This window comes from Bacillus fonticola, from assembly GCF_012955605.1.
GTDB classification, from domain to species: domain Bacteria; phylum Bacillota; class Bacilli; order Bacillales; family JC228; genus Bacillus_CG; species Bacillus_CG fonticola.
On sequence record NZ_CP052135.1, the window covers coordinates 3,035,613 to 3,050,405 of the forward strand.

Below are 14,793 nucleotides of genomic sequence, written 5' to 3' on the forward strand. Positions count from 1 at the left end.
TCTTTACATCTCTCTAGGAAAGTATATCAAATAGTTGCTGGAAAATTCACTAAATAAATTTAAAAAGGCAAAAGATTGTCCTTGATTTTTGACAAGTGCGAAGGAAACGGAAAATTCAACAAATTTTCACTCAATCGAACAAATATTGGCTCAAACAAAACAATCTATACCGTTGCTCCCTCACCAAATGGATACTGCTCAACAACTTGTCCATTTCTCCCTTTTGTCGTGACAGCTTGCGACAACGAGTTAAGAATCGCCTCTTCAGTTGCCTCGGCCGCACTGGTAAAGAGTTGATTCATAATCGGATGACCCTCGCGTAACTGGGTTCTTGTTTCTAACATTTGATTGTGAGAGTGAGCAATTTTGTGGGCAGTTGAGAACGCAATCACAATATCTCCACTGCCGTGACCGAAATGACTACCTGTTCTTCCAAGTCCGATGCCACAACGCTTTGTGACTCTCACTAGCTGTCGGTCACTAAGGGGTGCGTTCGTTGCAAGCACAATCATAATGGAGCCATCAGACGTTTCGGATAAAGCCTTTACTCGTTCCTTATTTGACACACAATAACGAGGCTGCTGAAATTCTTCCTTTTTGCCAAAGTTACTAAGCACTAAACACCCTATTGTATATTCACCTACAACACGTGAAGACGATCCGATGCCACCTTTGTATCCGAAACAAACCATGCCTTTCCCCGCACCGATTGCCCCTTCTTCTGCAGTTTGGTCCGTTGCGTTCTGAATCGCTTCGATGGCATGCTCCGGTTTGACAGGGAAATGGCGAATCGAGTTTAAGTAGCTGTCATTGCACTCACCGACGACTACGTTCATCGTGCCAGTCGTATCGCCCACGTCTGGATTCCTCTCCAACATGTATTGCAAAGTGCCTTGCGTAACAGCCGGAACACCGAAAGTATTGGTGAGCATTATAGGCGACTCTAACACGCCGAGCTCGTTCAGCTGGACAAGCCCTGTCGTTTTGCCAAAACCATTAATCACGTAGCTCGCCGCCGTCACTTTTTCGGTAAACAGATTTCCTTCATGCGGTAAGATGGCTGTGACCCCTGTGCACGCGTACTCATCGCCATCTAACGTATAATCGAGCGTAACATGACCTACCCGCACACCGTCTACGTCTGTAATGCAGTTTTTTGTACCGGTCGGAATGGTGCCGACGACGATTCCTCTATCTCTTACTTTCACTGCCATCCCTCACTTTTTTTCGGTGTCAGTCCCCCAACCCTTTAAAGCAGTGATGACTGACACCTCTTTACTTTTTCTTCAAAGTGAAATTAGGTTGAATTACACCAATAGCGTCCTTCCGTGCATTCAGGACCGGTGCGTGCACATACTGCTGGAGTTGCTCATAAATACGTTCGTTCCCTATGCCTAGTTGTTTCAAAACTTCCATCATCGCCACGCTTGTCCCTCGTTTGTTGCCGTCCTCTACTTTAACTGCGATTCCGATCCCAGTCTCCGAGTCTCCTATGCACTGAACCGCCTCTGCCCCTTCTTTTGCGACGATTCTGCCTTGGAATGCTCTCATTAAATCGGTATCAAAGCGGTTCGTCCCCCCGACTAGTTCTGGGTAGGTGGTCATCGCTTTGCGGATTCTCTCGAGCGTTTGGGCACGGAGTTCATCCTTCAAGGTAACAGGCTGGGCTAGACGTGCATATCCTAAAGCTGCATGAAAGAGAGGGAGACGATGAACCGGCACCCCGCACCCATCGACACTTATGCCAATCTCTTCTTTCGGAAAATCGCATACTGTCTCCACTGCATCTAAGATTCGTTGTTGATGCGGATGACTGAGTTCTCGATAAGAATCGAGGTCTTCTCCCCTGTGGGCAACAGCCGTCAGCATCCCCGTATGCTTACCAGAACAATTACTGTAGAGAGACGTAAGATCACCGCCACCTCGGATGAGTTCTTTATAACTTTCACCGTCAAACGGAATGTGTGTACCGCATTGAAGCGCTTTCTCAGGAAGCGTCACTCTACTCAAAATGTCGGTCACTCGACTTCTATGCATCTCTTCTCCATTATGAGACGAACAAATTAAAGCAAGATCCGCAACCTCATATTGAAACGCATCTGCGGCCCCTGTTTCGATGACCGGTATCGCTTGAAATGGCTTCATAGACGAGCGCGGAAACGTTAACCGGTTAGGATCACCGTATGAATATATGAGATTTCCATTTGTATCAACAACTGCCACATGGATGTTGTGTGTGCTTTCTATGTACTTGCCTCTGTAAACCGTGATTGCCTTCTCCATCATGTTTTCCCCTTTGATTGTTTGGGGTGTCAGACCCCCACTGCTTTAAAGCGGTGGGGGTCTGACACCCAGTATGACACCCAGTACAAAAACTATTGCAAAGCCTCAAACGCGTTCAAATGCCCGTTTCCGAAGTACTTTTTGTCTTGTCCTTTTACAGGGTCGACAGCTGTTTTGTATAGAAGGTCTTCAAGCTTTGATGGTTCCATTTTTCCATACTTATCAACGAGTAATGCAGCCACTGCTGAAACCTTTGGAGTTGCCATAGAAGTACCAATTGACCAGTACCAACCACCCGTATTACTCGCACTTAAGTTGAACTCCGTTTCGAATAGGCGTTTTGCTAAATACTCTCCGAACCTACCTTCATTAACATATTGATCGTACAGTCTGGCATCTCCACCAACGGCTGCGATATCAATAAATCCCGGCCCGTAGTTTGAGTAATTCGCTAGCACGTCATTTTGTCCAGTTGCCGAAACTGTCACAACACCAGGGAGCGTTCCAGGTACTTCAAACCCCGCACCAACAAAGTACAAACCATCCCCACCATAGGAAGCGTTCAAGAAATTCGTCACTTCGTTTTTGTTTGTCGCATTAATACCGTCATTACCTGCAGCAGCGACGACAAGGGATCCTTTCTCTGTTACATACTTTACGACACGCTTATAGGCTTTGAAATCGGCTACATCGTTTCCGAGCTTTTGTTTCTCACCTGTTTCTGGATCGATGTAAAATGTTTGCCCTAGAACATCGAATCCACCTAGGCTCATTGAAATGACATCTACACCGTCATTTGCAGCCGCAATCATTGCTTTATAAATCCAAGCAGATTCTGCAGAACTCGTACCAAATACACGGTACGCACGAATTCCTGTGTCCGGTGCTACCCCTAACATCGCTCCGTTACCCGCGATTGATCCGGCAACATGGCTACCGTGTCCGTTTTTATCATCAAATGCGTCTGGATCACCAGTTTCAGTAGGTTCAGTACCTTGGAAACCACCAGCCGGTACAAAGTTTTTCGAGCCTGGTAATAAGTTACCCTCTAAATCAGGGTGATCACGGTCAATACCTGTGTCGATGATACCTACGACTACATCACGTGACCCCGTACCAAGCTCATAGCTTGCACCGTTATTTGTGATACGTTGAATATCCCATTGTAGGTCCCAAAGTGCTGCATCAGCAGGATTTACAATGCTTTCTTCAATTTTTTCAGATTCTGGTAGATTCCAGGAAATTGATGGATTAGCTGCGCTCACACCACCCATTCCTTTTAATTCAGAGAATGAAGACGGTGAAGCTTTTACTTGCACAAAGCCAATTTCAGGGACAGAATACACGACTTCTCCACCCAGGCTTTTCACCTGCTCATCAAAGTCTTCAGGAATGTTGTTTGTGTTAAATAAAACCGAATAGTATTCCGCTTGAGTAGTCGCGCTGACACCATTTACAACTGGTAAATAACTCATTAATAGTACAAAACTCACTACAATTGCAAAAAGCTTTTTCATCTTATTCCTCCTCGAAATGGTATTTTACGATTCACCCTTAAAAGGGCTGTTTCGCATACATTACTAATTAGCCATTCCACTATTCTTTTCCTTCAACATGTGCACAACATATACTTACATGTTTCTAAAAAACAAGAGAGTTATTGTCATATTTCGGGGTATTAAGTCACCTAACTTGAACGAATCCCTTCCGTCTAATATACAACCTAAACAAAAAAATGTACCATGTAAACAAGGTCTTTAGCATTAGAAAATCTATTCTATGAGGGATGTCAGTGTGACGAGATATTTATATGTGTTGTTGTTAGTCGTATTGTTCCTTCCTGGCTCAGAAGTAGGAGCTAATTACGATTTCCAACCCCAAAACGGCATCGTAGATTTAACGGGTTGGAACGAGGAAACGGATGCGGTATTTCCATTAAAAGGTCAATGGGAGCTGTACTGGGGTAAGTTACTAGAACCAACTGACTTTTCTTCCACCATATCTTTCAAGCCTTCATACGTCATGGTTCCTAACCCATGGAGTACCTATGAAACTAAAAACCAAAACATTTCGAACAAGGGGTACGCTACATACCGACTACGAATTCAGCTACCTACTATTCTTGAAGAACGAACGCTCGCTCTCCGTATACCAAGCATTGCCACCTCATATAAATTATGGATAAACAAGGAGTTGCAAGCTTCAAACGGAGTGGTTGGGAAAACTGCTGAGGAAATGGTTCCTACAAGTTATTCAAAAGTCATCTATTTTCAACCTGAATCTAATCAATTGGATGTCGTGATACAAGTTTCCAATTTTGTTCAGCGTAAAGGGGGGATTTGGGATAGTCTTACCCTGGGAACAGAGGAACAATTGTCGTATCAGCAAAACATAAGTTATATGTATGAGATTTTTATAGTAGGTAGCCTTTTAATTATGGCTTTCTTCTATTTATTTCACTATTTAACGAGAAGAAAAGAACGTGCTTCCTTATACTTTGGCGGTGTATGCGCACTCATCGCTATTCGGACACTGTTTGTAGGACAAGGGACTGCCTACTATTTATTTCCTATGCTAAGTTGGGAAATTGGGGTGAAATTGGAGTATATCGCTCCGTTTGGTAGTCTGCTCTTATTAGTATTATTTATAAACTCTCAATACCCAGATCTCATGAAAATGTGGTTTGTGCGCCTCTTGCAGTGGAGTACAGGGATACTTGTACTATTCGTTGTAGTGGTACCTGCAGTCGTTTACACTGAGGTGCTATTTTTATATTTTTATGGAATAGCAACTCCCACCATTCTTTACATTTTATATATTTACCTTTTAGCTGCCAAACAAAAAAGGGAAGGTTCACTCCTTAACCTAATCGGGCTAGGTTTTCTGAGTGCGACCATTATGAGTGATATCCTTTACTATAGCTATTTAACAAACGTGGGGGATTTGATTCCTTTAGGGGTACTGATCTACTTATTTACTCAGTCAATCAATCTGGCGGTGAAGTATTCAAAGGCATTTGCAAACGTAGAAAGGCTTTCCCGTGAACTATCTATCTTGAACGAGTCACTCGAAGAAAAAATTAAAGAAAGAACCGTAGATTTGCAAAGAATGAATTCGGAACTAGAACAAGCCAACCTAGAATTGTCGAGAAAAGAGGAGTTTAGGCAACGGCTTTTTGCCAATATTACACACGAGATTATGACTCCTCTTACGTCGCTAAAAGGATACATCATGGCGATTATTGACCGAATTGTTCCGAGTAATGATCCTAAATACTGGACCATTCTCAAAGACAAGACACTATTCCTGGAACACATGATGGAAGACCTATTCGAGTTAACCAAATTGGAAACAAGGCAAATCCCCTTCGACTTTGAAGATGTGGAAGTAATCCCTTATTTCCAACAGCTCTATCAAAAGTATGAGCTCCCGATCTGCCACAATGTGAATTTTACAGTACAAAACAATGTAGATACTAGAATACTCGGCAACATTGATTCTGTTCGAATTGAACAAGTCTTTTCTAACCTACTAAAAAACGCACAAAAATTTACTCCCCCCACAGGTACTATTACTGTTCGTTTAGAGATACAAAAGATAGACGATAAGAATGGGATTGCAAAGGTGGAAATCGCAGATACAGGCAGTGGGATTTCAGATTCAGAGCTTGGGAATATTTTTGAACGCTATTACCGCAGTGCTACTATTAAAAGGAACAAGAGCTCTGGTGTCGGATTGGGATTAGCTATCTGCAAAGAAATCATCGCCTATCACCACGGGACGATTGGGGCGGAAAGTGAAAAAGGAAAAGGAAGTACTTTTTATTTTAGTCTTCCGGTTCAATTTTAAAGGGGTGTCAGTCCCCCACCACGTTAAAGCGGTGGGGGACTGACACCCCTTTTTTGTTATTTGTTAAGCGCCACCGGAAATCCTGAGAGCATATGGGCCATATGAACAATTCCCTGCTCAAAATCTTTTAGACGAATCGATTCATTAGGTGCGTGTGCTTTTGCCCCCACCCAGCCGACTCCGGTGCTGACAATCGGCAGATTAAGCTGCTCGCCGAATATATACATAGGACCTGTACCAGCAGAGTTCGGTGCTAGCACGCTATCTTTCTCATATACTTCACGGGCTGTCTCCGTGACGTGTGCAACGAACGGATGACTGAAGTCTGATCGGTACGCCTTTTGCCCATTGAGCAAGGTGACTTTTATATCTTCAAAACCATGTTTTTGTAAGTGATTCTGAATACACTCAAATATGTGGTCAGGATCTTGACCCGGTACGAGTCGACAATCCAGTTTTACCTTCGCACTCTTTGGCAGGACTGTTTTTGCCCCCTCGCCTGTATAGCCACTTTCAATTCCGCAAATGGTCATTGTCGGCTTAGCAACCATTGCCACTCTCGGATCCACGCCTTGAGCTGTTGTGATTAGTGGACGCTTAAGCCCGTAGAGTTCCGCAACCGCCTCTTCATTGAACGGGAGCTCTTTGACAGCCTCCTCTTCTGACTCGGTTAGCTCTAGAATGCCATCAAAGAAGCCTTCCACTAAAATGTCATTATCTTGAGTTCTCATCGTAGCTAACGCCTGAACAAGTCTCCATGCTGCATTATCCACGTAGGCTCCAACGGACGAGTGCATATCGATGTCTGCCCCCACGCAGGACAACTCCATATAGGCCATGCCTTTTATGCCTGCCACCATGCTGATCCGGTCTTTTTCGTCTTTACCACCAAATTCCCAAATACAAGCATCCGCCTTAAACAAATCCTTATACTTCTCAAGGTAAGGGGCTAAATTTGGACTTCCGATTTCTTCCTCCCCTTCAAGTAAAAACTTGATATTACAAGGCAAACCCCCTTCAACCTGTTGCAAAACCTTGATGGCAGTCAACCGGGCGACGAGATCTCCTTTGTTATCGGCCACACCTCTGGCAAATAACGTTCCATCCACAATTGTCGGGTCAAACGGCTCTGTGTTCCATTCGTCAAAGGGCTCTGGAGGCTGCACATCATAGTGATTATAAAAAAGGAGCGTTTTCTCGGCATCTCCCTGCTCTCCAGCTGCAAAGAAAGCATACACAACCGGGTTTCCACCAAGGTCATCTAACACTTCGACTTCTCCACCCGCTTCATGGATCATATGCACAACAAATTGAACCGTTTCGGGAATTGCCTTATTTTGCGCAGAAATAGTAGGCAATCCTAAGTAGTCCTTTAATGTCTCAATTGATTCAGGGACTAATTCCTTTGTGAATTTCTTTAGACTATTCAAATGTTCACTCACTAAAACTTCCCCTTTCAGAATAATGTGACATATATACATTTCGACGCTCGAAGAAAAGAATCCTTCTTTTTGACAGGTGTCAGTCAGGTGTCAGACCCCCACTATAGTAATGCATTAAAGTGCTGGGGGTCTGACACCCTACTTTGACACCCTACTTCAATAAATACTGATAATATTTTTCCTTTTGAGGTTGTTCGAAGTGAGACAAAATTTCTTCTGTAGTTACGTGGCGATTATGTTGATCAGAAACGTAAGCTGCGCAGCTACTCCACCTGTAGTCTTGAGGACTTAGTATCATCCCGGCTTCTACTGGATTGAGGTGAACATACTTGCTTACTTGCAGTTGGTATTGAATGGATTGAATTAGCTTTGATCCGTACCTTCCCTGAAAAACATGTCCAACCAACTCGTACTTCTTATTGAAAAATTTAGCATATCGGGTGTTGATCATTTTCATGAAATGCTGGGGGTGATCTTGGATGGTTTTTATCTGGAGATGAAGGTGGTTGTTCATTAGACAATAAGAGAAAAGTTGAAAAGGGTATCTTTCGCGGGCTTCTTCAAGAATGGAGAGATACTGGAGTCTGTCGGCATCTTCATAAAACAGTGCAGCTTTTCGATTTCCGCGACTTGTAACGTGAAAGCTGGCACCTGGATACCAAATTCTGTGCTTTCTAGACAACTTAGTTACACCTCCTTTTATAGAATCTTTTGTTACTTAGAATATAATTCGACATAAAAATCGCAACTCCTCTCTTAGGGTGTCAGACCCCCACTGCGTTAAAGCGGTGGGGGTCTGACACCCTGTTTTTATTTCATCCCCGTTAGCGTGATTCCTTTGATGATTTGTCTTTGGAATATAAGGAATACGATGATCAGTGGAATGACGGCGATTGTTGCACCGGTCATGATCAGCTCCCAGTAATCCTCATTTTCACCAGAGAAAAAGGCAAGTCCCACTGGTAACGTCCGGAGTTCTGGCGATTCAATTACGATGAGGGGCCATAAATAGGCATTCCAATTCCCTAAGAAAGTAAAGATACATAGGGCTGACAATGCAGGGAAAACTTGCGGAATGGCGACTTTGAGAAAGATGTTAAATTCACTCATTCCGTCAATTCTTGCTGCATCCAAAAGATCATTTGGAATCGATTCCATGAATTGCTTCATGAGAAAAATTCCAAAGGCGGAAATCACACCTGGAAACATAATTCCCCAGTATGTATCAACCCACCCTAGTTCTGTTGACATCAGATACCAAGGGATTACTAGCATCTCCGTGGGGATCATCAGCGAGCTTAAAATGAAAATGAAAATAATCTTACTGCCTTTGAAATGAAATTTAGCTAAAATATATCCAACTAAAGTATCAAAAAAAGCTACACTTAACGTCGTAACCACTGCAATTATTAAACTATTCATAAACCAATTTCCAAATAATGTATCTTTGAAAATTTCTATATAGTTTTCAAGTGTTGGATTGTCAGGAATGATCTGTAGCGAAAAAACTTCTAGTGGTGTTTTAAAGGAAGTCGAGATCATCCAAACAAACGGAAACAACATAAAAACAGATCCAAATAGTAATAAACTATACACAATTACCTTTTTCACTTTTCTAGATGTTGCCATTTTTCATGTGCACCCCCTCATTCTTTAGTTAATAGTCAAACTTCCGCGTTAATACTTTCATTTGGAATAGGGTTAACACTAGGATGATGAGAAAAAGAATCACCGTCGCTGCTGAGGCAGGGCCCATCTTAAACTGTTGAAATGCCAACTGATAAATATAGTGAACTAACGAATTGGTGGAATTTAATGGACCCCCCATTGTCATATTTTGCACTTGTGTGAAGGTTTGCAAAAATGAAATACTTCCTATAACAGCTGAAAATACAATGGTTGGGTTTAAAAGAGGTAACGTGATGCGATAGAATCTTTGCCAGCTGTTGGCCCCATCAATCTCCGCAGCCTCATAAAACATTTTCGGGATATTCTCAAGCCCCGCCAGAAAGATCACCATTTGGAAACCTAATCCTTGCCAGACCATAGAGGCAATAATGATATAAATTGCTTGATCAGGAGAATTTAGAAATAACTGCTTCTCAAACCCTAGATCGATCAACATACTATTCACAATCCCATTGTTCATAAATAGCCACTTAAACACCCAGCTGACCGCCACAATGCTCGTTACGTAAGGGATGAAATAAATGACCCTAAACAGGCCCACAAATTTATTAATCCTTTGTAGTAACAAGGCCACTCCTAAGCCGACGATCAACTGACCGATTACACCAAAAATCACATAAATAAATGTGTTCTTTAATGACTTGAGAAAGACTTCATCTTGAAATAACGCAACGTAATTATCAAGACCCACAAACGGCTTTACGCTGGAGAGAATATCCCATTCGCGAAAACCTACATTAAAGGTATAGAGTGTCGGTGCAAATCGAATGAAAATAAAAAACAACAGCGGGACGGCTAAACAACTGTATACGAATATATTTCTTTGCTGCCTAAGAGAGAGCTTGGTCTTTTTTTTCGACTTCATTTTTGCATTCATTTCCGTCTGCGCCACAATTCAAAGCCCCCTTGTATACACACTTTCTTCTCTCCTGGTAAAACTCAAAATGGGTAGGGAGACGGTTGAAAGTCTCCCTACTCCCAAATACAGATCCGAACGAACACGTTTACGGCTTTGGCACCGTGTACCCTCTATTTCCGATTGCTCCAATATTCGTCATATAGCGCTTGCGTCTTTTGAACCAATTCATCGTATGCTTCTTCAATGGTAGCCTCGCCCAACACTACTTTGTCCGTTGCTTGAATGACATAATCCCTTTCTAGTGTTTCATCGACAAAGAAGTGGGCATTAGCGTTTGGCAGTTGCTCGATAAATGGTCCAATTTTCTCATCGGTTAAGTACTTATCCTGAAATGCAACCTCTTCTTTAGCTGGAAGCTCTCCAACTTCTTCTAACCATCTTTCCATAACATCCTTACTCGTTAAGAACTCAAGGAATTTGTTTGCTGCATCTAATTTTTCACCTTCCACCTTGCTTGTAATTCCATTTGCCCAAAAGGATGATTGCGTCGCTTCCTCTTTATAGGATGGAAGTGGAGCAACCCCGTAATTTAAATCCGGTGTATCGGTTGCCAGCGTGCCTAATCGGAAAGAACCATCCACGTTCATCGCCGCGTTTCCAGTTTTAAATGCTGTCACATCATTTTGATAAAATCCCTTTTCTCCTACCTTATATTTAGTGGCAAATTCAACTAAGTAAGTAAAGGCTTCTAATCCAGCACCTGTATCATCCCAAAGTAACGTTTTTCGATCCTCACTTAGTCCTTCACCACCCGCTTGGTAAATAAGAGCGTCTCTAAACCAGTTATGGAGCTGTCCCCCTAGCTCCCACGCCATTCCAGCCGTTACGAGCTGTCCGTTCGAATCTCTCTCGGTTAGCGCAACTGAATAGTCTACCAGTTCATCCCATGTTTTCGGGGGCTCTGTCAAACCTGCTTCAGCGAATAAATCTTTATTATAAAATAAGGCTAGTGTACGAACAGCTGTCGGCAGTACCCAATACTCATCATCTAGTTTTACCGAGTCAATAAACGGGAAAAAGTCCTTTTCAATCTGCTCTTGCGGAAAGACATCTTGTGATAAAGGCTGTAAATAGCCAGAATCCACGTATTTCGGAACCCATCCGTAATAAAGGTTAATGATATCTGGACCTTTCCCGGCAGGAACTAACGTAGCTACCTTTTCATTGTATGAGTCATATGGAAAGGTTGTTTGATCAATCTTAATGCCAGGATTAGCTGCCTCAAACTCTTTAATTAACTCATCCATTAAATCAACCTTGGACTCATAGAAGTATTGCCAGTATTCCAAAACGATCTCGTCTCCATCGCCAGCTGCTTCATTGTTGTTTCCTGAGCATGCCGACAATAAAAGAATCATTATAGATGCTAATAAGACTCCCCATTTTTTCTTCATAAGTATTTTCTCCCCCCATTTTCCAACTTTAAATAGCTGCTAGTTCGTTTCACTTTTGATTAGTTCTGCTACATCAAGCTTATTTTCATAGGTTTGAAGTTTTCTATGAAACTTCCTTACTTTCTCAGTCATCCTTTCTAAACGGACCTGCAAACTGGCTACTTGCCTTTCCGTTTCATTGGGGTTTGGTCCACCTTTGATGGCCCTTACTTGTATAAAATTCCTTGGATCAATTGCCTGTAGATAATCCGCTTCCGACATGGTAATCTCTACTCCAGAGGTATCTGAAACGACTTTCTTGAACTCTTGAAAAACACCCTCCTTTAGATCAGAGCCTTTATTGATAAGGTCCCCCACGTAGGATTGGACGATTTTATGGGCCATTCTAAACGAGAAGCCGTGCTGCCTAACGAGGGCATCAGCCAGCTCCGTTACAGTCGAAAATCCATTCTCACATTTCTTCAAAAGCTCCTGTTTATTAAAGGAAGTGTTTGATAAAATTTCGCTTAAAAGCTTTGTAATCGACACTGTTTCATCTATTCCTTCCTGTAAGACAGGCTGGATATCATCCCCAATGTCTACAATGTCGCCAAACGGTACACTATGAGTCATGTAATAAGTTCCTTGAAGTCTTCCTAGTGTGTGACTGATGGCTGACCTTGTATGCTCTAAAGATGATGGGTTTCGCTTCTGTGGCATAATACTCGACGTCTGGACTAAAGAGTCATCTAAACGGACTCCACTGACCTCATTTGTAGCTAAAAATATAAAATCATACACAAATCGTGAGAGCGTAGATAAATAGATGGAGAGTGTCGATCCAATTTCTAGCATATAATCCGCTGCCGCAATTGCATCATAGGAATTATCCATTGCCTTATCAAAACCGAGCATCTCTGCCATGTACTCTCGATCAATCGGAAATCCCGTGGTTCCTAATGCTGCCGCACCCATTGGACATTCATTCATTCTTTCTAATAAGGCGTATCCACGATCTAGGTCTCTTTGCAAATGATTAGCGAGCCCGAGTAGGTAATGGGCAAGTGTCGTAGGTTGTGCTTGCTGATTGTGTGTATAGGCAGTCATAATCGTATCTTTGTGCTCTGTTGACATCTGTAGCAATCGTGTTTGTAGCTGTGTGATCTCTTCCAACCATTCAGCCAGCTTTTTTCTAAAATGCATTCGGAACATCGTAGCATCCATATCGTTTCTACTAAAGGCTATGTGCATGTTCCCGACTAACTCTTCTCCAACCATCTGCGTCATTTGATCCTCAAGCATGAAAAACAGGTCTTCGAATTGTGGATCATATTCTTTGTCAAAGCCTTCTCGTTGTAGAGAACGGTTTACCTCTACCATCTTAGTTGCTTCCTCGTGTTGAAGGATTTGTTGCTTAGCGAGCATGCTAATATGCGCGATATTGATCTGAAGGATGTAGACAAAATATTCCCTTTTTGTAAAACGATATATAGGCTCTAGTATTGAATCTACGTAAATCTTTGACCGTTTATTCATGTACCTTCTCCTCAACGTTTAAGTTCAAAAGTCTTCTCGTATGGTTACCGAAAATACTCAATATCTTCTTCCTTCATGTTCAACTCCTGCTCCTATAAGGGGTCTCCTCCCTCAAGGCCCACTTTAAAAATGCTTTCTACTGTAAAATATGCCATTTCCATAAGCATTAGACCCCCACCGCGTTAAAGAGATGGGGACTACCACCTGGATAAATTCAGCTTTTCATGGGGAACATGAATACATACAGAGGAGGCATTTTGATGGAGAACGCTTGGCTTTCACTCATTCCATTTATCATCGTGATCGGAATGTCTATATGGCTGAAAAAGATTCTACCTGGACTTGTACTCGGAATTCTCGTTGGATCTTTCATTGTAGAGGCGGGACTCCTAAGTGGTTCTCAACAAGCCGTTCGCTATATTGTCACCACATTGTCCAAAGAGACGAACATCCAGATCATAGGGTTCCTCTACCTGTTTGGCGGTTTGGTAGGTATGATGAAAATTGCTGGTGGAATCAAAGGATTTTCTGAATGGATCGGAGAAAAGATTAACTCTGAACGTGGTTTATTAAGTTTGATTTGGCTGACATTGCCTTTTACCTTTATGATGCCGATGTTTCGTATCATGATGATTGGGCCTGTCATTAAGTCACTTATGGAAAAGATGAATATGTCAAAGCAAAAAGTAGGCTTCACGATGGACGTGTCGACTGCCTCTGTCATCGTGCTCTTACCTGTTGCCACTGCTTTCGTAGGCTTCATGATGTCACTTGTGGAAGCTGGTATTCAGGAGAACGGGTTAAATGTATCGCCTTATGAGGTTTTTTTGCTCAGTATTCCCTTTAATTTCTTCGCAATTGTTATGCTCATTCTTGGTCTTGTGAAAACCTTTTGGAAGTCTAAAGGAGGAATTGAGCATGGCGGGCCTCAGGAAAAAGAGGAGCCTAAGGAGCATCCTTACCATGGCATTGGTACAAAAAAGGAACTATCTATGGTTAAGGCGCAACCGTGGCATCTCATCATCCCGCTCTTTATTCTTCTTGGCATGTCGCTCTATTTATTATGGCAGGACGGAATGGCAAAAGGAGCCCAATCCATATTTGAAGCATTTTCAAAAGCCGACGCTACTTTTATTATGCTACTAGCGGTCTTTGTTACGCTGATCCTTACCTTTATTCTTTACGTGGTTCGGCGCCAGTCACTTGACGAAATACTCTACCACTTTCTCGATGGTGGAAATCAGTTAATGCAAGCCATTATTCTGCTCGTACTTGTGTGGGCGTTGTCGTTAACTGCAGAGGATCTCGGATTTTCCCAATTTATCAGTGAGACATTAGGGGATTTCTTGCCTGCCTTCACCATTCCGGCTATTATTTTTTTACTCGGCTCCGCAGTGGCCTATTTCATTGGTTCGAGTTGGGGAACGTGGGGCTTGTTCATGCCGCTTGGAATAACACTTGCAACCGCAACGGGGGCCTCTATCCCATTAACCGTTGGCGCAGTATTTGCCAGTGGTACCTTTGGCGCTATGACCTCTCCTCTCGGTGACACAACCATCACCACCGCATCAATTTTAGAAATGCCCCTTGTTGACTATGCGCGCTACAAATTAAAAATCTGTGCAATCGGTGCCGCAATTGCGAGTGGATTGTACTTGGGGAGTGGGATGTTGTTCTAGGTGTCAGAACCCTACTGCGTGAT

At 42.7% G+C, this 14,793-nt stretch carries 11 protein-coding genes; 2 read left to right on the forward strand and 9 right to left on the reverse strand.

Annotated elements, in window-relative coordinates:
• Positions 1-164: 164 nt before the first annotated feature.
• The 3 genes from HHK01_RS14875 to HHK01_RS14885 all read right to left on the reverse strand — a co-directional run bounded on the left by HHK01_RS14875 (position 165) and on the right by HHK01_RS14885 (position 3,800).
• The gene (locus HHK01_RS14875; protein ID WP_170008501.1) at positions 165-1,214 is read right to left on the reverse strand and encodes a DmpA family aminopeptidase; all 1,050 of its coding nucleotides are present in this window, start codon (positions 1,212-1,214) and stop codon (positions 165-167) included.
• 61 nt (positions 1,215-1,275) lie between these two features.
• The gene (locus tag HHK01_RS14880) at positions 1,276-2,283 is read right to left on the reverse strand and encodes an asparaginase (protein WP_170008835.1); all 1,008 of its coding nucleotides are present in this window, start codon (positions 2,281-2,283) and stop codon (positions 1,276-1,278) included.
• Positions 2,284-2,375: 92 nt separating this feature from the next.
• The gene (locus HHK01_RS14885; protein WP_170008502.1) at positions 2,376-3,800 is read right to left on the reverse strand and encodes a S8 family peptidase; all 1,425 of its coding nucleotides are present in this window, start codon (positions 3,798-3,800) and stop codon (positions 2,376-2,378) included.
• Positions 3,801-4,077: 277 nt separating this feature from the next.
• On the opposite strand from HHK01_RS14885, the gene HHK01_RS14890 reads away from it, so the two are divergent.
• Complete coding sequence (locus tag HHK01_RS14890) at positions 4,078-6,132, forward strand: sensor histidine kinase (protein ID WP_170008503.1); 2,055 nt, start codon at positions 4,078-4,080, stop codon at positions 6,130-6,132.
• A 56-nt stretch (positions 6,133-6,188) separates the two neighbouring features.
• Here the strand turns inward: HHK01_RS14890 and HHK01_RS14895 are convergent, their stop codons facing one another.
• From HHK01_RS14895 to argH, 6 genes are all read right to left on the reverse strand, one after another.
• Positions 6,189-7,562 (reverse strand): M20/M25/M40 family metallo-hydrolase, encoded by a 1,374-nt coding sequence (locus tag HHK01_RS14895; protein WP_407646968.1) that lies wholly within the window; start codon positions 7,560-7,562, stop codon positions 6,189-6,191.
• 163 nt (positions 7,563-7,725) lie between these two features.
• A complete protein-coding gene (locus tag HHK01_RS14900) occupies positions 7,726-8,256 on the reverse strand; it encodes a transposase (RefSeq protein WP_170008505.1) in 531 nt (176 codons plus the stop codon).
• A gap of 128 nt (positions 8,257-8,384) precedes the next feature.
• A complete protein-coding gene (locus HHK01_RS14905) occupies positions 8,385-9,203 on the reverse strand; it encodes a carbohydrate ABC transporter permease (RefSeq protein WP_170008506.1) in 819 nt (272 codons plus the stop codon).
• Positions 9,204-9,231: 28 nt separating this feature from the next.
• Complete coding sequence (locus tag HHK01_RS14910; protein WP_228027600.1) at positions 9,232-10,155, reverse strand: carbohydrate ABC transporter permease; 924 nt, start codon at positions 10,153-10,155, stop codon at positions 9,232-9,234.
• 137 nt (positions 10,156-10,292) lie between these two features.
• The gene (locus HHK01_RS14915) at positions 10,293-11,576 is read right to left on the reverse strand and encodes a sugar ABC transporter substrate-binding protein (RefSeq protein WP_170008507.1); all 1,284 of its coding nucleotides are present in this window, start codon (positions 11,574-11,576) and stop codon (positions 10,293-10,295) included.
• A 39-nt stretch (positions 11,577-11,615) separates the two neighbouring features.
• The gene (gene argH, locus HHK01_RS14920; protein ID WP_170008508.1) at positions 11,616-13,091 is read right to left on the reverse strand and encodes an argininosuccinate lyase; all 1,476 of its coding nucleotides are present in this window, start codon (positions 13,089-13,091) and stop codon (positions 11,616-11,618) included.
• 260 nt (positions 13,092-13,351) lie between these two features.
• Here argH and HHK01_RS14925 point away from each other — a divergent pair, with 260 nt between their 5' ends.
• Positions 13,352-14,770: a Na+/H+ antiporter NhaC family protein gene (locus HHK01_RS14925; RefSeq protein WP_170008509.1), complete on the forward strand. Its 1,419-nt coding sequence runs from the start codon at positions 13,352-13,354 to the stop codon at positions 14,768-14,770.
• The last annotated feature ends 23 nt before the right edge of the window (positions 14,771-14,793 follow it).